The sequence below is a fragment of the Phenylobacterium sp. genome, assembly GCF_030697305.1.
Classification (GTDB): domain Bacteria; phylum Pseudomonadota; class Alphaproteobacteria; order Caulobacterales; family Caulobacteraceae; genus Phenylobacterium.
Map to the genome: position 1 here is coordinate 1 of NZ_JAUYQL010000068.1, position 20,824 is coordinate 20,824.

The 20,824-nt window shown below is 69.0% G+C and carries 18 protein-coding genes; 10 read left to right on the plus strand and 8 right to left on the minus strand.

Going from position 1 to position 20,824, the window contains the following annotated elements; genetic code table 11:
• Together Q8R27_RS07875 and Q8R27_RS07880 are read left to right on the plus strand one after the other, a co-directional pair.
• On the plus strand, window positions 1–766 hold a 766-nt coding region (locus tag Q8R27_RS07875), incomplete at its 5' end, for a calcium-binding protein (RefSeq protein ID WP_305698492.1).
• Window positions 767–864: 98 nt separating this feature from the next.
• A complete protein-coding gene (locus tag Q8R27_RS07880; RefSeq protein WP_305698493.1) occupies window positions 865–2,508 on the plus strand; it encodes a glycosyltransferase family 4 protein in 1,644 nt (547 codons plus the stop codon).
• 4 nt (window positions 2,509–2,512) lie between these two features.
• Here Q8R27_RS07880 and Q8R27_RS07885 read toward each other — a convergent pair whose 3' ends face one another.
• The gene (locus tag Q8R27_RS07885) at window positions 2,513–3,520 is read right to left on the minus strand and encodes a M23 family metallopeptidase (protein ID WP_305698494.1); all 1,008 of its coding nucleotides are present in this window, start codon (window positions 3,518–3,520) and stop codon (window positions 2,513–2,515) included.
• 65 nt (window positions 3,521–3,585) lie between these two features.
• Window positions 3,586–4,326, minus strand: a complete 741-nt coding sequence (locus tag Q8R27_RS07890) for a sulfotransferase domain-containing protein (protein WP_305698495.1) — start codon at window positions 4,324–4,326, stop codon at window positions 3,586–3,588.
• Between the two features lie 146 nt (window positions 4,327–4,472).
• Here Q8R27_RS07890 and rfbF point away from each other — a divergent pair, with 146 nt between their 5' ends.
• The 7 genes from rfbF (at window position 4,473) to Q8R27_RS07925 (ending at window position 10,668) form a co-directional block, all read left to right on the plus strand.
• Window positions 4,473–5,246: a glucose-1-phosphate cytidylyltransferase gene (gene rfbF, locus Q8R27_RS07895; RefSeq protein WP_305698496.1), complete on the plus strand. Its 774-nt coding sequence runs from the start codon at window positions 4,473–4,475 to the stop codon at window positions 5,244–5,246.
• Window positions 5,243–6,301, plus strand: a complete 1,059-nt coding sequence (gene rfbG, locus Q8R27_RS07900; RefSeq protein ID WP_305698497.1) for a CDP-glucose 4,6-dehydratase — start codon at window positions 5,243–5,245, stop codon at window positions 6,299–6,301. Before rfbF ends, rfbG begins: the two co-directional genes overlap by 4 nt.
• Complete coding sequence (locus Q8R27_RS07905; protein ID WP_305698498.1) at window positions 6,298–7,539, plus strand: class I SAM-dependent methyltransferase; 1,242 nt, start codon at window positions 6,298–6,300, stop codon at window positions 7,537–7,539. Before rfbG ends, Q8R27_RS07905 begins: the two co-directional genes overlap by 4 nt.
• Window positions 7,539–8,069 carry a dTDP-4-dehydrorhamnose 3,5-epimerase gene (gene rfbC, locus Q8R27_RS07910; RefSeq protein WP_305698499.1) on the plus strand — a complete coding sequence of 177 codons (531 nt, stop codon included), beginning with the start codon at window positions 7,539–7,541 and terminating at the stop codon, window positions 8,067–8,069. Before Q8R27_RS07905 ends, rfbC begins: the two co-directional genes overlap by 1 nt.
• 61 nt (window positions 8,070–8,130) lie before the next feature.
• Window positions 8,131–9,195, plus strand: a complete 1,065-nt coding sequence (locus tag Q8R27_RS07915; protein WP_305698500.1) for an FkbM family methyltransferase — start codon at window positions 8,131–8,133, stop codon at window positions 9,193–9,195.
• A gap of 4 nt (window positions 9,196–9,199) precedes the next feature.
• Window positions 9,200–10,018, plus strand: coding sequence for an NAD(P)-dependent oxidoreductase (locus tag Q8R27_RS07920; RefSeq protein WP_305698501.1), 819 nt, complete (start codon window positions 9,200–9,202; stop codon window positions 10,016–10,018).
• Window positions 10,015–10,668, plus strand: coding sequence for a hypothetical protein (locus Q8R27_RS07925; protein WP_305698502.1), 654 nt, complete (start codon window positions 10,015–10,017; stop codon window positions 10,666–10,668). The genes Q8R27_RS07920 and Q8R27_RS07925 overlap by 4 nt, the downstream gene beginning before the upstream one ends.
• On the opposite strand, the gene Q8R27_RS07930 is transcribed toward Q8R27_RS07925, so the two are convergent.
• The 6 genes from Q8R27_RS07930 to Q8R27_RS07955 all read right to left on the minus strand — a co-directional run bounded on the left by Q8R27_RS07930 (window position 10,665) and on the right by Q8R27_RS07955 (window position 19,216).
• Entirely contained in the window at window positions 10,665–12,935 is a 2,271-nt protein-coding gene (locus Q8R27_RS07930) for a glycosyltransferase family 41 protein (RefSeq protein ID WP_305698503.1), read from the minus strand. The genes Q8R27_RS07925 and Q8R27_RS07930 overlap by 4 nt on opposite strands.
• 4 nt (window positions 12,936–12,939) lie before the next feature.
• Entirely contained in the window at window positions 12,940–15,246 is a 2,307-nt protein-coding gene (locus tag Q8R27_RS07935) for a tetratricopeptide repeat protein (RefSeq protein WP_305698504.1), read from the minus strand.
• 52 nt (window positions 15,247–15,298) lie between these two features.
• A complete protein-coding gene (locus Q8R27_RS07940; RefSeq protein WP_305698505.1) occupies window positions 15,299–16,120 on the minus strand; it encodes a WecB/TagA/CpsF family glycosyltransferase in 822 nt (273 codons plus the stop codon).
• Between the two features lie 48 nt (window positions 16,121–16,168).
• Complete coding sequence (locus Q8R27_RS07945; RefSeq protein ID WP_305698506.1) at window positions 16,169–16,450, minus strand: SemiSWEET family sugar transporter; 282 nt, start codon at window positions 16,448–16,450, stop codon at window positions 16,169–16,171.
• Between the two features lie 129 nt (window positions 16,451–16,579).
• Entirely contained in the window at window positions 16,580–17,632 is a 1,053-nt protein-coding gene (locus tag Q8R27_RS07950) for a sulfate ABC transporter substrate-binding protein (RefSeq protein WP_305698507.1), read from the minus strand.
• 39 nt (window positions 17,633–17,671) lie between these two features.
• Entirely contained in the window at window positions 17,672–19,216 is a 1,545-nt protein-coding gene (locus Q8R27_RS07955) for an OprO/OprP family phosphate-selective porin (RefSeq protein WP_305698508.1), read from the minus strand.
• A gap of 204 nt (window positions 19,217–19,420) precedes the next feature.
• Between Q8R27_RS07955 and Q8R27_RS07960 the strand changes: the two genes are divergently transcribed.
• Entirely contained in the window at window positions 19,421–20,815 is a 1,395-nt protein-coding gene (locus Q8R27_RS07960; protein ID WP_305698509.1) for an ATP-binding protein, read from the plus strand.
• Window positions 20,816–20,824 lie beyond the last annotated feature (9 nt).

Here is a 20,824-nt window from a genome sequence, read left to right on the forward strand (position 1 = left end):
AAACGCCACGGGCGGCGACGTCCTGCTGGGCGGCCAGAACAACGACGTCATCGCCGGCAACGGCGGTGCGGACACGCTCAACGGCAACGAGGGTGACGACAACATCACCGGCGGCGCCGGCGTCGACACCATCTTCGGTGAAGATGGCGACGACGTCATCGTCTCGGCCGCGGGCTATGACTCCGTGACCGGCGGTGCGGGTGACGACAACATCACCCTGGGCAACGGCGGAGCCGGACCAGGCGCCGATGTGGCGGTCGGCGGCACGGGCGACGACACCATCACCGGTGGCGGCGACACGGCCAGCGCGGCCAACATCTCCGGCGATGACGGCGGCGACATCCTCACTGGCGGCGCAGCGCGCGACACCATCAGCGGCGGGGCTGGCAACGACACCATCTCCGGCGCCGGCGGCAAGGATCAGCTGACCGGTGGTGCGGGCCAGGATCGCTTCGTGTTCGGCGCCTCGGACTCCGGTTCAACGGTCGGGTCCTTCGACCTGATCAACGACTGGGAAGCCACCGATCGCCTCGACTTCGCGGCGGCCGGCGTCACCTACACGGAGAGCACCCAGGCTGACTTCGCCACGGCGGAAACCTTCGCCAACGGGATCATCGGCGCTGGCACGGCCGATGTGGTTGCGGTGCAGGTCGGCAGCGACGTGGTAGTGTTCGTCGACACCGGCGCCAACAATGGCACCTATGAAGACGCAGTGGTCCTAGTGGGCCGCACGATCAACGACATCTCGGACACGAACATCGTCTAAGGTTCGCTTCCGATACGACTAAGGTTGAGGGCCGTCCTTCGGGGCGGTCCTTTTCTTTTGGGGTCTCCCTGCGATCCCGCCGAGCGTGCAGCCTCAAGATGTCCAACGCCGCCATCTACCTGGATCCGGAAGCCTACCTGACCAGCGGCGACGTGCTGATGGGCCGACATTCGGCGGGCGAGAGCTTCCTGCGCGGCTTCCTGCGGCACGGCGACGTCGATCACTTTCGCTTCTGGAATGTGGCCTCCAGATCGTTGCCGGAACTCGAGGCGATGGTCGACGCACTGCACGGCGACCCGCGTCCGCGCGCCTGGATCGGCATGCGCGACCGGGGACGACTGGGCGAGGCAGGCGCGGTCTATTTGCCAGGCCCTTTCGTTGGCCGCGAGGCCTGGCAACGCGCGCCGTTCGGCACCAATGCCTACTCGATCTGCGGCGTCACCCACACCACCGCCAGCGCCGAGATCCAGGCCGATATCGGCCAGCTGCTGCTCACGCCGACCCAGGCGCATGACGCCCTGATCTGCACCTCAGAGGCGGTGCGCGCCGCGGTCGAGGCGCAGCTCGACGCCATCCGCGACTACCTGGCCTTCCAGTTCGGCCCCAGGCGCACGCCGGAACCTCAGCGGGTCACCATCCCCCTCGGGATTAACACCACCGACTTCGCCCGTACCGACGCCCAGCGCGCGGCGTGGCGCGAACAGCTCGGCATCCCGGCCGACGCCGTCGTGGCGCTTTACGTCGGCCGCTTCAGCGCTCTGGGCAAGATGAACCCTGGCGTCATGGCGCTGGCCCTCGAGGCAGCAGCCCGCGAGACCGGCCGCGAGATCTGGTGGGTATTGTCAGGCTGGGCGGAGGACGCACAGGCCGAGGCGCGCTACCACGACGGCGCCCGCACCCTCTGTCCTTCGGTGCGCTACGTCGTGGTCGACGGACGCCCGGTAGAGACCCGGTTCTCCATCTGGTCCGTCGCCGACCTGTTCATCAGCCTGTCCGACAATGTGCAGGAGACTTTTGGCCTGACCCCGGTGGAGGCCATGGCCGCCGGCCTGCCCAGCGTGGTCAGCGACTGGGACGGTTATCGCGACACGGTGCGCGACAACGTGGATGGATTCCGCATCCCCACCTGGGCGCCTGCGCCCGGCCAGGGGCGCGACTTCGCCTTCGGCTACGCCAATGGGTGGATCGATTACAGCAGCTATGTCGGCCTCGCCGCCCAGACGACCGCCGTCGACATCGCCAGGGCCGCCGATGCGATCGCCGTCCTCATCCGCCACCCACGCATCGCCCGCGAAATGGGCGAAGCAGCCCAGGCGCATGCGCGCGCCGCGTTCGACTGGTCGGCGATCATTCCCAGGTACCAGGCGCTGTGGGCGGACCTCGCGGCGCGGCGCGCGGCGGCGGCCCCCTCGCCGGCCAACCCCGACAACCCATGGCGGATGGACCCTTTCCGGGCGTTCGCCGGCTACGCGACGCGCCACATCACAGCGACGACGCAGGTGGTCCTGTCGCCTGGCGTCACGCCAGCCTCGGCGATCGCCCTGCTGAAGAGCCCGATGGCTTCACTGGTGGCCTACAACTTCCCGACGCCCGACGAAGTGGAGGCGATCGTCGGCCGGCTTTCGCCCGAAGTCCCGCTCACGGTCTCCGGGCTGCTCGCTGGCTTTCCCGCCGGCCGTCGCTACTTCCTCGAGCGCGGCCTGGGCTGGCTAGCGAAGTTCGGCGTCGTGCGCCTCGCCTGACGGTTCAGATGCGGATGTCGAAGTTGCGGGTCAGGGCGACCTTGCCGGCCCGATAGACCCGGTACTCGCCGCGGTAGGCCCCCGTCGGCCAACCCGCCGCAGGCCTGCGTTTGCCGACGAAGACCAGTTGCTGCGCCTTGTCGCGGTCGAGAGGTTTTGAGCGGTCCAGGGCCAGGACGCCGCCGTCCGGGGACTTGAGCGCGATCTCGATCTCGTCGCCGGCCTTCAGGCCGATGGCCCGGACATAGGCGATCAGCGCCGGCGAATCGGCGGTGGGCGGGGCGACGCTCCCGTCTTCCACCTGCTGCAAGGTCACCGGCTGGGCGGCGAAGCCGGCGTTCAGCACCGCGCCGGGCTTGTAGGCCATCGTCGCGCGCGCCTTGTCGCTCCAAAGCGGCCCGCCCGAGACAGGCGCGAAGGGATCCACCGAAACCCCGGCGTGGCGTACGTCCAGTTCGAGATGCGCGAATTCGGTGTTGCCCGACAGGCCGACGCGCGCGATCGGCTGGCCGGCGACGACGCTCTCGCCCGGCCTGACCGTCAGGCTGCCCTGCGCCAGATGACAGTACTGGGTTTCCCAGCCGTTCCCATGGTCGATCACCACGCCGTTGCCGCACTCGCGTCCCGTCGTCGTGGTCGCGTCGGCCGCGCGGATCGAGACGTCGGGCACGCCGTCGCGCAGCCGCATCACTCGGCCCGCCGCCGCCGCCAGCACGGCGACGCCTGCGCGCTGGGCGGCCATGTCGGCGATACGGATGTCCGTCCCGCCGTGCCCGTCATAGCTCTGCCGCCCGCCTGCGTAGTCGCGGTAATCGGGACCGGGATCGTGGTCGGGATACTGCTGCACTTCGCACCCGGCCCCGATGATGCAGCCCAGGGGAAACGACAACTCCGGGCCCTCGCGAGCGGGCGGGGCGGCGTGTGGCGGCGCAGCCTTGGGCGCGGCCGTCGAATCACCCGCGTCACCGCAGGCGCCCAGGGCGAGCAGAACGGCGAATACTGCGATGCGCATCTGGACATCCCGGCTTTTCGATCGCTCCCAATAGGGGCGCGCGCCGCCGGAAATATGGCGTCGGCTCAGCCGAAGCGGACGCCGGTGAGATCGCCGAGGCGCTCGGCGTCGCGGGCATAGACCCGGCGCAGGTGTTCAATGTCGCTGGTCGCGAGGTCGGAGCCATAGTCCATCTCGCGCCCCACATGCACTTCGCGCGCAGGGATCGGCGGACGTTGCGGCGCGCCCAGGAACTCGCGGACCGCCGCCAGCGATGGGTTCGGATCGGCGCGCAGGTCCTCGGCGCGCAGCACCAGCAATTGTTTGCGCGCAAACAGGGTCAGCAACCGTTCGACCTGCTCCCCATAGAAGCCGCGCTCGACATAGCTGAACTCGCGATGCGCGCCCCACGGCTCGGCGTCGAACAGCCGCTGCCGCCCTTCGCGGATGCACCAGGCGAAGGGGTGGGTCTCGACGCCGCGTGAATATTCCATCCGCCAGTGCGACCAGGCGCGCTGCACCGGATCGCGCAGCATCAGGATCAGCCTGGCGTCGGGATTGTAGGCGCGGATGCGTTCCAGCGCGTTCGGCCAGTAGGCGTAGATCGGCGTGGCCTCGCCGCGCAGGCCGTCCCGCTCGCCGAAGTGCGCGTGGTAGGCGTCGTAATCCGGCGCCGACCAATCCTGTGTCTCGTCATCGAAGAAATGCACTTCCTTGACGTCGGAGAGCGCCAGGGCGGGGTCGTCGGACAGGAAGTCGAACAGCGCCGTGGTCCCGGCCTTCTGTGCGCCGACGACGATGAAATCCACGCGCCGGTCCCGGTTCATGCCGCCTCGTTCAGCTGGAGCGCCGCAGCAGAGAGCCGCAGGCGCGCGATACGTCTTTCATCGCGCCCAGGACACGCGATATGCAGGGTCCAGTTACAGACGGGGACTGGCTGCGGCAAGTGCGCGGCCCGCGGCGGACGAAACCCATGAAAACGGTCATTCTGGCGGGCGGCCTGGGCACCCGGATATCCGAGGAAAGCCATCTGCGCCCAAAGCCGATGATCGAGATCGGCGGGCGGCCGATCCTTTGGCACATCATGAAGATGTTCTCGGCGCACGGCTTCAACGACTTCGTCGTCTGCCTTGGCTACAAGGGCTACATCATCAAGGAGTACTTCTCGAATTACGTGCTCCACAACGCCGACCTGACCGTCGATCTGGCCAAGGGCTCGGTCGAGTACCACGCCACCAATCACGAACCCTGGCGCGTGACCCTGGTCGACACCGGCCCCGAGACGATGACCGGCGGCCGGCTGAAGCGTGTGGCCCAGTATCTGGAACCCGGTGAGCCGTTCTTCTTCACCTACGGCGACGGCGTGGCCGACGTTGACCTGACGGCGCTGGCCGCCTTCCACCGGGCGCACGGCAAGCAGGCGACGGTGACGGCCGTGGCGCCGCCCGGCCGCTACGGCGCGCTGGAGATCGCCGAGAACCGGGTCGAGCGGTTCATGGAAAAGCCGCCCGGCGACAACGGTCTGATCAACGGCGGCTTCTTCGTGCTGCAGCCGCAGGTCGTCTCCCGCGTCGCCGACGACGCCACGCCGTTCGAAGCCGCGCCCCTTGAGGGCCTGGCCCGCGACGGAGAACTGATGGCCTTCCGCCACGAGGGCTTCTGGGCGGCCATGGACACCCTGCGCGACAAGAACCAGCTGGAGGCCCTGTGGGCGTCTGGCGAAGCGCCTTGGCGCCAGTGGAAATGAGGACGCCGGACCCGAGCTTCTGGGCCGGCAAGCGCGTCCTGCTGACCGGCCACACAGGGTTCAAGGGATCATGGGCGGCGATCTGGCTGCACCGCCTTGGCGCCCTCGTCACCGGCCTCGCCTTGGCGGCCGACCAGGCGCCCAGCCTGTTCGACCTGGCCGGCGTCGATCGCCTGCTCGCCTCGCGCATCGTCGACTTGCGTGACCAGGCCGCGGTGGACGCAAGCCTCGCAGAGCCGTTCGACATCGTCCTGCACCTCGCGGCCCAGCCGATCGTGCGCACCGCGATCGAGGATCCGGTGTCGACCTTCGCGACCAACCTGATGGGGCTGGCCCACCTGCTGCAGGGGTTGCGCCGGCAAGACAGCCTGCAGGCGATCCTGGTCGTCACTTCGGACAAGGTCTACGCCAACGCCGACCAGGGTCGCGCCTTCGCCGAAGCCGACGCGCTCGGCGGCAAGGATCCCTATTCGGCGTCGAAGGCGGCGGCGGAGATCGTCGCCGCGAGCTTTGCCCGCAGCTACTTCAACAAAGCCGGCGTGCCGCTGGCCACCGCGCGGGGCGGCAACGTGATCGGCGGCGGCGACTTCTCCCGCGACCGGCTGGTCGCCGACATCGTCCGCGCGGCGCAGGCTGGCGAGGCGGTGGTGCTGCGCCACCCGGAAGCCACCCGACCCTGGCAGCATGTGCTGGACTGCCTGGCCGGCTATCTCGTTTACGCCGAGGCCCTGGCGTTGCGGGCGGATACCCCACGCGCGCTCAACTTCGGCCCGGCGCCTGGCGGGCCCGAGGTCAGCGTCGGCGAACTGGCCAGCCTGGCGGTCGAGGCGCTGGGCGCGAAGCCGTGGCGCCACGAGCCCGACCCGCATTCGATCGAAGCCAAGACCCTGGCGGTGGACGCGAGCGCCGCGCGGCGGATGCTGGGCTTCGAGAGCCGGCTGGATGCGCCGGGCGCCGTCGCCCTGACCATGGAATGGTATCGCCGACAAGCCGCGGGCGAGGACGCCTTGCGGCTTTGCGAAGCGCAGATCGCGGCTTACGAAGGCGGCCGATGACGCGCGCGCCCACCTGCCGATTCTGCTCAGCTCCGCTCACCCACACCTTCGTGGACCTGGGCGACCAGCCGTTGGCCAACAGCTACCTGACGGCGGCCGAGTTGGCGGCGGGGACCGAGCGCCGCTACCCGCTGCACGCGCGGGTATGCGACCGCTGCTTCCTGGTGCAGGTCGATGATCCTGTGTCGGCGGAAGAGATCTTCGACGGCGGCTACGCCTACTTCTCGTCGTACTCGCCGAGTTGGGTCGCGCACGCCAAGGCCTACGCCGAGGCGATGACCAGGCGGCTCGGTCTCGGCCCCTCATCGCTGGTGGTCGAGGTGGCCAGCAACGACGGCTACCTGCTGCAGCACTTCGCGCAAGCGGGCGTGCCGGTGCTGGGCATCGAACCCACCGCCAACACCGCCCAGGCCGCGGTCGAGCGCGGCGTGCCCACCGAGGTCGCCTTCTTCAACGCCGCGACCGGCCAGGCGTTGGCGCAGCGTGGCGTGCAGGCCGACCTGATGGCCGCGAACAACGTACTGGCCCATGTGCCGGACATCGGCGACTTCGCCGCCGGCTTCCGCCACGTGCTGAAGCTGCAGGGCGTGCTGACCTTCGAGTTCCCGCACCTGCTGAACCTGATCGAGCAGGTGCAGTTCGACACCATCTACCACGAGCACTTCTCCTACCTGTCGCTGACCTCGGTGGAGCAGGTGCTGGCGGCCAACGGCCTGCGGCCGTTCGACGTGGAGCTGTTGTCCACCCACGGCGGGTCGCTGCGGCTGTTCTGCGCGCACCAGGCGTCCGACCATGTGGAAACCCAGGCGCTGCGGGACCTGCGCACGCGCGAGGCGTCAGCGGGGCTGGGGCGCATCGAGACCTATGGCGGCTTCGCGCCCAGGGTCGAGGCGGTGCGCGACGGGTTCCTGGCGTTCCTGGCGCGGGCCAAGGCAGAGGGCGCGCGCGTCGCGGCCTACGGCGCGGCGGCCAAGGGCAATACCTTCCTCAACTACTGCGGCGTCGGCGCCGACGACATCGTCAGCGCCTTCGACGCCAATCCGCACAAGCAGGACCACTTCCTGCCGGGCAGCCATATCCCGATCCGGGCGCCGGCGCAGGTCGAGGTGGTGAGGCCCGACTATGTGCTGATCCTGCCCTGGAATCTGAAGGACGAGATCATCGAACAACTCGCCTACGTGCGCGGTTGGGGCGGGCGGTTCGTCACGGCGGCGCCCACGGTCAAGGTCTGGCCCTGATGCGCTTCAGCCCAACCGCGATCGCCGGCGTGGTGAGCGTCGACATCGAACCGGCGAGCGACGAGCGGGGGTTCTTCGCCCGACTGTACTGCCCGCAGGAGTTCGAGGCGGCCGGCTATCCGTTCGCGCCGGTGCAGTCCAGCCTGTCGCACAACACCCGGGCCGGCACGCTGCGCGGCATGCACTATCAGACGCCGCCGCACGCCGAGGCCAAGCTGGTGCGGGTGACCCGCGGTCGCGCCTTCGACGTGGCGCTCGACCTGCGCGAGGACAGCCCCACGCACCGACGCTGGACGGCGGCTGAGCTTTCCGCCGACAACGGCCGCGCGCTATTGATCCCGAACGGCGTCGCCCACGGCTTCCTCACCCTGGAGGCCGACACGGACGTGGTCTACCAGATCGACCAGATGTATCAGCCGGGCCACGACGCGGGCGTGCGCTGGGACGATCCGGCGTTTGCGATCGCGTGGCCGCAGTCGCCGCGGGTGATCTCCCCGCGCGACGCGGCCTATGCTTCATACGATCGCTGACGGCGCGATCGAACTGTCAGATGTCCGCGCAGCGCGCGGCGAATGGATTGGGTCTACCGGAATGTCCGACGAAAAAGCCTTGTCGTCGCTTCGCCAACTGGCCGCTGAGCCGGCCTGGCGCAGCGCCTTCATCCGCCAGATCCTGGCGCTGGAAGCCGAGATCGCCACGCCCGGCGTCGACATCCGCGAGGAAGTGACCGGCCCGCTGGTCGACGCCCTGTTCGATGACGACCAGGTGGTGCGCAAGACGCTGTCGAACGGCGTCACCTTCGAATTCCTCTACCGCTCGAAGATCGCCCGCGACTTCGTGATGTCGCAGCCGGAGACGCCCGACCACGCCTGGGAGCCGCAGACCAGCCGCATCCTCGTGGATCTCGCCCGGCGCGCCAAGCAGGTGGTGATCGGCGGCGCCTACTTCGGCGACCACGCGATCCTCATCGCCCGCGAAGTCGCCGCCCGCGGCGGCGTGGTGCACGCCTTCGAGCCGAACAACGAACAGCGCGCCATGCTGCAGCGGAATGCTGAGCTGAATGGCCTGACGAACATCAGGCCCCGGCCGGAAGGCCTGTGGGACGACAGCTCCACAAACCTGAAGCTGGTCGGCTACGACTCCTTCGCGAGCGCCGAAGTGACCGCAGAGGGCGCTGACGACGGGTTCCGCACCGTCACCATCGCCGACTATCTGGCGGCGGCGGGCGTCAACGCGCTCGACCTGATCGTGCTCGACATCGAAGGGGCGGAGATGGCGGCGCTCAAGGGCGCCGAGGCGTTCCTGGCCCAACCGAAGGGTGAGGCGCCGGACATCCTGTTCGAGGTGCACCGCCACTACGTCGACTGGAGCGTCGGGTTGGAGAACACGCCGCTGGCCAGGTTCCTGACCGGGCATGGCTACGAATTGTTCGCGTTGCGCGACTTCAATTCCAACTACGATCTGGCCGGCCGGCCCATCGAGCTGATCCCGCTGGGCGCGATCCACTTGGAAGGCCCGCCGCACGGCTTCAACATGGTGGCGGTGAAGGACGCCTCGGTGTTCGACAACGACCGCTACCTGATCTGCCGCGATGTCAGCCCCAAGCTGCTGCGCCATAAGGACCCGGCGCTGCACCACCCGATTGGCGGCCTCTAGGGCGGTGGCCGCGCGCGCCACCATCGTCGGCGCGGCCGGCTTCGTCGGCGGCCGGTTGAGGGAGAGGCTGGGGCGCGATGGGGCTGAGGTTTTCGCCCCCGCCAAGGGCGATCCGGCGCTGTTCGAACGTGACCTTGGCGTCGTCTACTACTGTGCCGGCCTTACCGCCGACTACGCCCAGCGGCCGTTCGACACCGTCGAGGCGCATGCCACGCTGGTCGCCGAGATGGCCTCCCGGGCGACGTTCGAGCGCTTCGTCTACACGTCCTCCACCAGGCTCTACGACGCGGCCGATCGTGGGGGCGGCGACATGCACGAGGATCTGCCGCTGGCGCTGCAGCCAGCCGAACCGCGCCACATCTACGACCTCAGCAAGGCGTTGGGCGAGAACATCGCGCTGACCCAGATGGCGGGACGCGGCGGCGTCGCCAGGCTGTCCAACGTGTTCGGCTGGCGTGACGGCGACCCGGGGTTCCTCTCCGCATGGCTGGTCGCCGCACGCGGCGGCCGCGCGCTGACCCTGCAATCCAGCCCACACATCGCGCGCGATTACATCCATGTGGACGATGTGGTCGAAGCCCTGATCGCTATAGCCGAAGCGCCGGAACCTGGTGTCGTCAACGTCGCAGGCGGCGCGCTCACCACCAACGCCGACCTCGCGGCGCTGTTCGCCGAGGAGGGCTGGCAGGTGACGTTCACCGGCCAGGCGAACCCGCCGGCGCCACCCAACGCCGACATCGCCCGCCTGCGGGCGCTTGGCGTAAGCCCACGGGGCGTGAAGGATGTGGTGCGCGGCTATCTGCGAACGGAGGCGCTGGCGTGAAGCTGATCGACCACACACGTTCCAGTCTCGTGGACTATACCGCCGCCCAGTGCGCGAACCTGATCCCCGACGGTCGCACCGAGGCGTTCCGCGACTGCGTCGACGCCCATCTCGACGAGGCGCTGGAGCGGCTGCATCGCTGCATCAACGCCTGCGCACCCTGGCGACCGGACCAGTTCAACTATCTGCAGTCCTCGCAGTACTGCATCTACCTCTACTACCTCGCCAACACGATCTGGCGGCGCTCCGGCGACACAGGCGCCGCTACGCGATTGTTCCTGATGAACAAGGCGCTGAACGGCATCGACCTGTTCTACGAGATCGCCATGCCGGAGGAGTTCTACATCGGCCACAGCGTCGGCATCGTCCTGGCCAAGGCGACCTACGGCAATCGGCTGGTGCTGTATCAGAACGTCAACGTCGGCCGTCACCTGTCCGACATCCCGGTGATCGGCGACCGGGTGGTGCTCTATCCCAACAGCTCGGTGGTCGGCCGCGCCGTGATCGAAGACGGCGCCGTGCTGTCGCAAGGCGTGCGGGTGATCAATCGCACAGCGCCCGCCGGCTCCATGGTGTTCGCCGCAGAGCGCGGCGAACTCGCCTTTCGGCCTGCGCCCGTCGACCTGCTGAAGGAATATTTCCGCGACTAGGTTGACGTCGCCCGGCTGACGAGATCGAAGAAGTCGTGGGTGAAGGTCTCGCTCTGGCCGAGCGGGCTGGCGCGCAGGCGCTGGCGGAGGGTGGCGCGCAGCCCAGTCAGCCGCGCGCGATCGGCCGCCAGGGCCACGGCGGTCTCCACAAACCCCTCCACGCTGGCGCTCGACAGTTCGCCCAGCCCGGCGTTGGTCAGTATCGAGTGGCTAAGCCGCTCGAACACCGCTTCGCCGCGTAGGGAGATGACCGGAACGCCCATCCATAGCGCTTCGCAGGTGGTGGTCCCGCCGGTGAGTGGGAAGGTGTCGAGGGAAACGTCCATGCGCCCGTAGTGCTGCAGGTGGTCGCCCCAGGACGGCTGGAACAGCACGCGCTGCTCCGCGACCCCGGCCTCGGCGAAGGCGCGACGCATGTTGTCGCGGAAGGCCGGCGCGGCGGCTTCCGGGCGCACGAACAGGAAGCGGGAGTCGGGCGTGCGCGCCACCACCTGGGCCCAGGCCTGCAGCATCGGGCGGGTGTACTTGTTCGGATTGTTGGCTGTGCCGAAGGTGATGAGGCGGTTGGTTTCCTGGGGCGGAGCGCCGACCGGCGGGTGATCGGTGAACGCCTGGGCGCCCAGCGCCAGCCAGGTGCTGGGCATGATCAGCGGACGCTCGACCAACAGCGCCGGATCGCTCGGCCGAAGGTGCGGATCGAGGATCAGGTGGTCTATGTCGGCGAGGCCCACCGAGTGCGGATAGCCCAGCCAGCTCGCCTGAACCCGGGCCGGGCGATAGGCCATCACCTGCACGTGGTTCCAGCGGGTCGTGGCGCCCAGCTCGATCAGCATGTCGAGGCCGTCGGCGGCGATCGCCTGGGCCGCGTCGCGCTCGGCCGCGCCGGGCATCACCCGAAAGCCCGCGATTTGGCCGGCGATGCGCGCCTGCACCGCGTCCGCCTCGCCCGGAAAGAACGAGTAGGCGTAGAGGTCGAACCGGTCGCGGTCGTAGTGCTCGAACAGCGCTTGCGCGAAGTGGCCGACGGCATGGCGGCGCAGGTCCGAGGACAGGAAGCCGATGCGTAGCTTGTCGCGCGGCGCCCTGGGTCGGCGCTCCACCGGATTGCGCGCCGCACGTCGCTCGATCGGGGCCGCCCACATCCGGTGCTGGTGCAGCAGCTCCCGCCGATCCTGCGCTGTGCGCACCCGCGGCAGCTGCGAGAGCAGGGCGGCATGCTGGCCATTCAGCGCCCAGTAGCGACCGAGCGTTTCGAAGCCTCCCACCGCTTCGGCGGCGTCGACGTCGCCGGCCTGGGCGAGGATGCCGCGCAGGACGAAGGCATGCTCCACAGGCGCAGGCCCGCCACGCGCCGTCATGGCGCGCGCCGCCTCATAGGCAGGTTGCAGGAGGTCGGCCCGCCCGACCCCCGCCGCCCGCGACTGGGCGTGCGCCAGCGCCAGGCGATGAAGGGCGGAGTTGGGCGCAGCGGCGACGCCACGTTCGGCGTGCGCGAGGGCGGATGCGAGGTCAGTGTCCAGCAGCAGCCGGGCCAGTTGCAGATGCGCCCAGGCCGCGTCAGACCGGGTGCGCAGCGCGGCCTCGAGGCAGGCGCGCGCCTCGTCGGCCCGGCCGGCGCGGATCAGGACCTCGGCGCGCCGTTCCACCAGCCGCGGGGCATCCGGCAGAGGCCCTTGCGCGGCGTCGAGGATGGCCAGCGCCTCCTTATGTCGCTGGCGCTCGCTGGCCAGCATCGCGCGATCGCGCCAGGCTTCGATGAACCGGGGATCGCAGCGCAAAGCCTCGGCGAGCGCCGCGTCGGCCGCTTCCAGCTCGCCCAGGTGACGCTGCGCGCGGCCCATCATGTGGTGCAACTGAGCGTCGTCGGGATAGGCCGCCAGCAACTGGTCCAGGATCTCGGCGGCGGCGACCCCATCGCCACGGTCGTTGTGGACGTTGGCCAGATTGTACAGCGGTCCCGGATCGCCCAGGCGCAGGGTGTGGGCGGTCGTCAGCGCCTCGACCGCCTCGTCGAAGCGGCGCTGGCGCCGCAGAGCCACGCCCAGGGCTTGCTGCAGGTCGAAATCCTCGCCCAGCGTTTCCAGCCCGCGCCGCGCCCAGGCCTCGGCTGCATCGACCCGTCCCGTCTGGATGAAGCCGGCGCACAGTCGGGCGATCAGCCCTGCGGCCACTGGCTCGCCGGCGGCCAAGGCTGCGTCCAGCGCCTGCGCGGCGCCGCCCAGATCACCCGCCGCCAGGGCGGCCTCGGCGCCGACTGGCGAGGTCATCGGCTCACGCCGTCTCGCGCACGCCCAGGCGGCTTTCGACGGTGCTCGCCACCAGGTCGTAGAAGTCCCTGGCGAACTGTTCGTTCTGGCCCAGCGGACTTGCACGCATGCGCTCGCGCAGGCTGTGGCGCAGCGCGAGCCGCTGGTCCCGGTCGGCGGCCAGGTCCACGGCGATTTTCACGAAGTCGTCGAGGTTGTCGGCGATATGGTGGGCGAGGCCGAGGTTGGTCAGGATCGAACCGCTGAGCCGTTCGAACAGCGCCTTGCCGCGCAGGTTGACCACCGGCACGCCCATCCACAGCGCCTCGCAGGTGGTGGTCCCGCCGGTTAGCGGGAACGGGTCCAGGGTGATGTCGATCTCGTTGTAGTAGGCCATGTGCAGGCCACGCACGACGCGGTGGACGATGCGATCGGCCGAGACGCCCTCGGCGGCGAAGTACCTTTCGATGTTCTTGCGGAATGTCTCCGACCCGCCCTCGGGGCGCACGAACTGGAAGCGCGAGCCGGGGACGGCGGCGACCACCCTGGCCCAGGCGCGGAGCACGGCCTCGCTGTACTTATGCGGGTTGTTGGCGGTGCCGAAGGTGATGCAGCCGGCAGCGTCCTGCGGCAGGCCCTCGTTGATCTTGTAGTTCTCGGAGAATGCGCGCCGCCCGAGCGCCAGCCAGGTCTTGGGCATGACCATGGGCGTTTCGATCAGCAGCTTGGGGTCCTCGGGCACGAGGTTCGGATCGAGCACGATGTAGTCGATGGCGCTGAGGCCCGCTGAGTGCGGATAGCCCAGCCAGCTCGCCTGTAGCCGAGCCGGCCTATAGGCCATCACCTCCAGCTTGTTCATGTGGGTCGAACCGCCCAACTCGATGAGCATGTCCAGGTCGTCGTCGGCGATCATCTGCGCCGCGGCGAAGCCTGAGATGTCCGGGTTCCACCGATAGCCGGCGACGCGCGAGCCGATGTACTTCTGAACCGCGTCTTCCTGGCCCTGGTAGAACGAATAGCAGAAGACCTCGAAGCGCTTGTCGTCGAGGTATTCGAATAGGGGGTAGGCAAAGTAGCCCACCGGATGGCTGCGCAGGTCCGACGACATGAAGCCCAGCCGGATCTTGCCGCCCTCCCGGCGGGCTTTGGCCTTCTTGACCGGCGTGCGGGCCGCCAGCACCTGAGCGGCGTCGCCCCAGATCCGGTGCTGTTCCAGCAGCTCGTAGCGGTCTTCGTCGTTCTGCACCCTGGCCAGATGCTTCAGCAGCGCCGTATGGCGGCCGGACTCCGCCCATCCGCGGCCGAGATCGCGGAAACTGCCCAGCGCGTCGAGTTCCTCGAAGGCGCAGACGCGGATCAGCACCTCGTTGGAGACCTTATTGTACTTCGGCGTCGGCTCCCCAAGCCGCAGCGCGATGGTCTCTTGCAGCAGCTTGTAGCCGGCCTCGATATTGGCGCCCTCGTCGCCGTGGCGCGAGCGCTCCAGGCTCTCGACCATCGCCATGCGGTATTCGAGGTTGTCAGGCTCCAGAGCGACGGCGCGGCCTAGGTGGTCGTTGGCGCGGGCCCGGTCGCGGTCGGAAATCGACGCGCCCAGGGCGTGTTGCAGCCAGGCCTCGTCGCCGTAGGTCGGCAGCAGCGACGTCAGGAAGTCCTCGGTGGCCTGGGCCAGGCCCATCCGCCGCAGGATCGAGGCCTTAGCCTCCAGCAGGCGCCGCTCCCCGGGGGCGGCCGCGATGGCGCGCTCGGCGATGTCGACGGCGACGTCGAAGTTGAGCCGCTCGCACTCCATGCCGGACCAGTCCATCCAGGCGTCGACGTAATCCTTCTTCAGCGTCACCGCCTGGCGGCAACGCACCGCCGCCTGGTCGTAGCGCTTCTGGTTGATCAGGGCGCGCCCCAGGCCGCGTTGATACTCGGCGTTCCGGGGATCCAGCCGCACCAGTTTGGAGAACACCGCCTCCGAGGCTGGCCCGTTGCCGAGGTCGTTGTAGATGTTGCCCTTGTTGATCAACGGCGCGTTGGACTTGGGATTGAGCTTCTGGGCCTGATCCAACGCCTTGATCGCGTCGTCATAGCGTCGCGCGCGGCGCAGGATGACCCCATAGAGGTTCCACAGCTCGAATTCCTTGGGGAAGCGGGCGACCGTCTTGCCGGCCCACTCGGCCGCTTCGTCGTAGCGCTTCGCCTCGTAGAGCTTCAGGCTCAATACCCGGTAGACTTGCAGGGTCTGGGCGGGGTCTTCGGTCAACACCGTCGACATCAGGTCGATGGCTTCAGACGCCTTGCCGGCCTTCAGAGCGGCGTCCGCCGCCAGCAGCCTGTCGTCCATTCGCCGCCTCCGGATTCGCGTCGCGCGCGACCGCGCCTACGCGGCGAAAGCCTTAAGATGTGCGGCGCGCTCTGGCTAGTGTCGCGGCTCCGGCCGGGCCGCGACGCATCAGCCGGTCGCGGACGTCGGCCAAGGCCGCGGGCGCCAGGAACCACGGCTCGACCAGATAGCGGAACGCCAGGCGACGCGGCTGGGTGGCCAGCCGGTAGAGCCATTCCACGCCTGCGCGGCCCATCCATCGCGGCGCGGCGGACTGCACGCCGGCCTCGTAGTCGTAGGCCGCGCCGACCGAGAACACCGCGCCTCTCGCGAGCTGCGCGCGGTGGTCGAGGATCCATTGCTCCTGGCGCGGCATGCCCATGCCGACAAAGATCACATCGGGGTCGAAAGCGGCGATGCGGGCCAGCAGCGCCGCATTGTCGCTCGATCCTGCCGCGGCGTCGATGTAGCCGTGCTGGGCGGCGAGGCGGGCGCCGGGCCATTGGGCGCTCAGACTGGACATCGCCGTGTCGGCGACGCCCGGTGCGCCGCCGAGATAGAACACGCGCCAGCCGTGGGCATCGGCCAGTCGCCAGAAATCCTCGCGCCAGTCCAGATAGGTGCTGCGGTGCGCCCGGCTGACGGGAACGCCCAGCAGTCGGCCCCAGGCGATCACCGGCGTCGAATCCACCTCGATCAGGTCGGCCTGGGCGAAGAAGGCGCGCATCGCCGCCGAGCGCCGGCAGAGGTAGAGGCTGTGGGCGTTGTGGTTGGCGATCACCGCCAGGCCGCGGGTCTCGATCACCTGTTGCGTCACGGCCAGCACCTGCGCCGGCGTCACCAGGTCGAATTCCCCGCCAAGGAGGCGCACCCTGGGCGCGTCAGCCAGTTCCATGCGCCCGACCATGCCATGGCCGGTTTGCGGACGCGTTAGGGAACTTGGTTAAGCCGCCGCGGCTCCGTGGCTGAACTTCCACTTCAACGCCAGGATCGTGGCCGACAGCGCCAGGCAGACGATGTTGGACAGCGTGACCGGCCAACTGGCGATCATCACCCCATAGGTGATCCACAGGATGAACCCGGTGACCGTGACCACGTACATGCGGAGCGAAACCGAAGAGGCGTCGCGCTCGCGCCAGATCTTGGCGATCTGCGGGATGAAGCTGCTCATCGAGCACAGGGCCGCACCTGTGCCGACGATGCTGACGATCAGATCCTGCGCCACGTCTCACCCCATGCCCGCGTCCGCGGCATCAACGGCGCGGCGCTGTCGTGGTTGCGGAGGCCGCGGCACGACGCAAAAAAAGGGCGCGGCCGAAGCCGCGCCCCTCAAGCTCGCCTTTGCGCCGGGAGGTCAGCGCGGGCGGTAGATCTTGTCGAAGACGCCGCCGTCGCCGAAATGCAGCGCCTGGGCCTTCTTCCAGCCTCCGAAGGTGTCGTCGATGGTCACCATCGGGAGCTTGGGCAGGGTCTTGGCGTACTTGGCGAGGGCCGCCGGGTCGCGCGGCCGATAGTGGTGCTTGCCGATCAGGTCCTGCGCCAGCGGGCTGTAGAGGAAGTTCAGGTAGCCCTCAGCGAGGGTGCGGGTCTTGCGGCGATCGACAACCTTGTCGACGATCGCGACCGGCGGCTCGGCCAGGATCGATAGCGACGGATAGACGATGTCGAAGTTCGGACCGAACTCGTCGAACGACAGGTAGGCCTCGTTCTCCCAGGCCAGCAGCACATCGCCCAGGCGGCGTTGCGCGAAGGTGGTGGTCGAACCCCGCGCGCCGGTGTCGAGCACCGGCACCTGGCGGAACAGCTTCTCGACGAAGGCCTGCGCCGTCGCCGGGCTGCCGCCGGGTTGCTTCAGCGCCCAGGCCCAGGCCGCGAGGTAGTTCCAGCGCGCGCCGCCCGAGGTCTTCGGGTTCGGTGTGATGACGCCGATGCCGGGTTTGATCAGGTCGCCCCAGTCGCGGATCTTCCACGGGTTGCCCTTGCGCACCAGGAACACGATCGTGGACGTGTAGGGCGTCGAGTTGTTGGGCAGGCGCGACTGCCAGTTGGCCGGCAGCAGCTTGGCCTTGGCGGCGATCTCGTCGATGTCGGACGCCAGCGCCAGGGTGACCACGTCGGCCTGCAGGCCGTCGATCACCGAGCGCGCCTGACGGCCGGAGCCGCCGTGGCTCTGATTGATGGTGATCGTCTGGCCGGTGCGGCGCTTCCAGTAGGCGGCGTAGGCGGCGTTGATGTCCTTGTAGAGCTCGCGCGTCGGGTCGTAGCTGACGTTGAGCAGGGTCAGCGCCTTGTTCTGGGCCTGGGCCGGCGTGCCCAGCAGGGCGGCGGGAGCCGCCAACGCCGCGGCGCCTGCGCCGGCCACGCCGAGCAGCTTGCGCCGCGAAGGGGTGTAGAGGTCGTCGATCATGTCGATTGTCCGGTCTTGTTCGTTGTCACGAGGCGGATGTCAGAACGCGTACTGGGTACGCAGCGAATAGATGCGCAGGTCCTGTCCGACCTGGGCGCCCGCTGGCGGTGTGGAGCCGGCGATGAACGTCGAGCCGCCGGCGGACAGCCGGTCGACCTTCACGTCCTGCACCGCGGCCTGGAAGCGCAGCACGTTGTTCAGGTACCAGTTGAGCCCGACGGTGAAGATCTCCTGCTCGCCGCCGCGGATCGCCGAGGCGACGGCCGCCGTGCCTGGGGCGCCTTCGTTGAAGTTCAGGTCCAGCTTGGAATAACGCAGGCCGAGCTCCCAGGCTCCCCAGCCGCCGTCCTTCGGATTGAACGGCTTGTCGGGGCGCGGGCTGTCAAAGGTCGCGCTGGCGATAGCGTAGCGACGCTTCTCGCCAGTGATCGTCCAGCCGCCCTGCACGTACCAACCCTTGAACTTGGGATCGGACAGCGCGCCCTTGCGATCGAGTTTGATGTCGAAGTACTCGGCCTGGCCGTAGAAATTCTTGTACTGGCCGCCCAGTTCGGCGCCGATCTCGACGAGGCCGTCGGCGTCGATATTGCCGGTGTCGACCAGCCGCGTGCCGTCGACGCGCAGTTCCGGCCGGTCTCGCAGACGCAGTGTGGTCGGCGCTGCGCCGGCCACGTCGGGCGCGGTGGCGGCGGGCGAAAGCACGATCGAGGTGTTCACGCCCAGGTGGATCAAGGCGTTGTCGCGCAGGAACGGCACGAAAGCCGCGCGGCCGACGAAGGCAAGTTGTTCGTCGAAGGTCTGGGCGCCGATGACGTTGCCGCTCAGCGCGCCCGAGACGTTCCAGCGATCGCCGTTGGCGAACAGGCCGACCGCGGTCCGGCCGTCGCCGCTGGCGATGCCGCGCACGAGTTCCGACGGTGACGCGCGCTCGGCGAACAGCGAGCCGTTGGTGGAGACGGCTTCTTCCAGGCCGGCCGGCGGCGAGAACGCGCCGATGCGCAGACGCACCTTGCCTAGGCCGTTGTACTGCACCCAGGCGGCGCTGATCTTGCCGGCCTCTTCGACGCCAGAGCCGCCGAAGTCGTAGAGGAAGTTGTATTCGACATCGCGGAACGCCTTGCCCTCGATGCCGATGCGGGCGCGGCGGAAGTTGGCGCCGTCGTTCAGGTCGCGGGCGCGGTCGTTCTCAGCGGCGTCATTGACCGAACCGCGGCGGAAATCGGTGGCCAGCGGGCCAGGAGAGTCCTGGTCGTAGTGGGCGGCGTCGAGCTGGAACACGCCACGGAGGGAGGCGGTGAAGGCGCCGTCGCTGCTGGCGAAGGTCGGCCGGCCGTTAGCCAGCGACACGGTCGTCGCCAGGGATTCGGTGCGCAACGCGGCCACGTCAGCAGCGCTCGACGTCTTAAGGTCCGACACCTGCGCGGTCAGCGTCTCGACGTCGCCGCTGGTGCTCGCCTTCAGGTCGGCGATCTGCGCAGACAGCGCATTGACCTGCGCTTCGAGCGCGGCGATGCGAGCGTCCGTCGCCGGATCCGCGGCGGCTGCCGCCGGCCACGACAGAGCGGCTACGGCCGCCCCGGTCATCAATTTGTGTCTCCACGTCATAGCGGATGAGCCCCCTCGGTCCTCGAAAAGCAGTACGGCGCCGTAAGACCCTACAAAACCTATCGAGACAATAGAGATTGGCTCGCCTGCCCCGTAGAATTCCTGACAGGCGCGCCGGAGCCGTCATCTCCGTGACATGCGAAGGCGCTTGGCTGATGATTCGCCCCTGTTCGGGAGATTCGAGTGCCATCGCCGCAAACGCCTCCGCCGCACATCCGACCTGTCCTCGTGGCGGGCGGCGCCGGGCTTGCGGGTTTGGCGGCGCTGACGATCACCGGCGCGGCGCCCACCGGCGTGGGGCTCGCCCTGATGCTGATCGCCGGCGTGGCCACCGCCCTTGGCGTCGCCGCCGCCCGGCGCGACGCGACGCCGCCGGCGCTGACCGGACCGGCGCCGCTGGTCGGCGTGACTGCGCAATCGCCGTACGGCGTGATCGCCGACATGCTTCCCGATCCCGTGCTCGTCGTCGTCGCCGAGGAGCGTGACGACCTGACGGGGCGACGTTTCGTCTACGCCAACGCCGCGGCTCGAGACCTGCTGCGCCTGCAGAAGAGCGAAGGCGTGCTGGTCACCGTCCTGCGCCGGCCCGAGGTGCTGGAGGCGGTCGACGCAGCCCTGTTCGACGCCCGCGAGGCCGAGGCGATGTACGAGACCGGCGTGGTGCAGAACCGCATCTTCCGCGTGCTCGCCCGCTCGCTCGGGGCGACGCCCGCCGGCGCGCGGCTGGCGTTGATGGTGTTCCGCGAAGAGACCGAGATGCGCCGGGTTGAGCGCACCCGCGCCGATTTCCTGGCCAACGCCAGCCACGAGCTGCGCACGCCGCTGGCCTCGCTCGCCGGCTTCATCGAGACCCTGCGCGGCCATGCGCGGACCGACGAGGCGGCGCGCGAGCGCTTCCTGGGGATCATGCAGGCCCAGGCGGCGCGGATGTCGCGGCTTATCGACGACCTGATGTCGCTCAGCCGGATCGAGCTCAACGAACACAACGCGCCCTGCGAGACGACGGATCTGACGCTGGCGGTGGGCGATGTGCTGGACGCGTTGGCGCCGCTCGCCGATGAGCGCGGGGTGCGTTTCGAGCGCGCCCTTCCGGCGGTGGGCGCGGCGTTGGGGGTCGGCGACCGCGACCAGATCATCCAGGTGCTGCAGAACCTCGCGCACAACGCGATCAAGTACTCCGTCGATGGCGGACAGGTGCGGGTGTCGGTCGAGACCGGCGTTCCGGCGGACGCGCTGATGGCGGGTGGAGAATCCTCGGCGCGCTTTCCCCTGCTGCTGCCCGACCCCGGCCCGCGGACCTTTGTCGCGGTCCGCATCAGCGACGATGGCCCAGGCATCGCGCGCGAGCACCTGCCCAGGCTGACCGAGCGGTTCTATCGGATCGAGGGTCAGAAGAGCGGCGAACGGTCCGGCTCGGGCCTGGGCCTGGCCATCGTCAAGCACATCATCAACCGCCACCGCGGTGGTCTGACTGTGGAGAGCCGGACTGGAAAGGGCGCGGCCTTCACCGCCTATTTCCCCATGGCCGAAGGGGCCGTGCCCAGCGCCGCCACGGGGCTTGCGACAAAAGTGTCATGAAACTGTCGC

Bases quoted from the DNA above. Each gene is read 5' to 3' on its own strand.
- Q8R27_RS07915 (WP_305698500.1), top strand. From the start codon at position 8,131: ATGTCCGACGAAAAAGCCTTGTCGTCGCTTCGCCAACTGGCCGCTGAG.
- Q8R27_RS07890 (WP_305698495.1), bottom strand. From the start codon at position 4,326: ATGAACCGGGACCGGCGCGTGGATTTCATCGTCGTCGGCGCACAGAAG.
- Q8R27_RS07885 (WP_305698494.1), bottom strand. From the start codon at position 3,520: ATGCGCATCGCAGTATTCGCCGTTCTGCTCGCCCTGGGCGCCTGCGGT.
- rfbG (WP_305698497.1), top strand. From the start codon at position 5,243: ATGAGGACGCCGGACCCGAGCTTCTGGGCCGGCAAGCGCGTCCTGCTG.
- rfbC (WP_305698499.1), top strand. From the start codon at position 7,539: ATGCGCTTCAGCCCAACCGCGATCGCCGGCGTGGTGAGCGTCGACATC.
- Q8R27_RS07940 (WP_305698505.1), bottom strand. From the start codon at position 16,120: ATGGAACTGGCTGACGCGCCCAGGGTGCGCCTCCTTGGCGGGGAATTC.
- Q8R27_RS07950 (WP_305698507.1), bottom strand. From the start codon at position 17,632: ATGATCGACGACCTCTACACCCCTTCGCGGCGCAAGCTGCTCGGCGTG.
- Q8R27_RS07880 (WP_305698493.1), top strand. From the start codon at position 865: ATGTCCAACGCCGCCATCTACCTGGATCCGGAAGCCTACCTGACCAGC.
- Q8R27_RS07905 (WP_305698498.1), top strand. From the start codon at position 6,298: ATGACGCGCGCGCCCACCTGCCGATTCTGCTCAGCTCCGCTCACCCAC.
- Q8R27_RS07930 (WP_305698503.1), bottom strand. From the start codon at position 12,935: ATGACCTCGCCAGTCGGCGCCGAGGCCGCCCTGGCGGCGGGTGATCTG.
- rfbF (WP_305698496.1), top strand. From the start codon at position 4,473: ATGAAAACGGTCATTCTGGCGGGCGGCCTGGGCACCCGGATATCCGAG.
- Q8R27_RS07955 (WP_305698508.1), bottom strand. From the start codon at position 19,216: ATGACCGGGGCGGCCGTAGCCGCTCTGTCGTGGCCGGCGGCAGCCGCC.
- Q8R27_RS07935 (WP_305698504.1), bottom strand. From the start codon at position 15,246: ATGGACGACAGGCTGCTGGCGGCGGACGCCGCTCTGAAGGCCGGCAAG.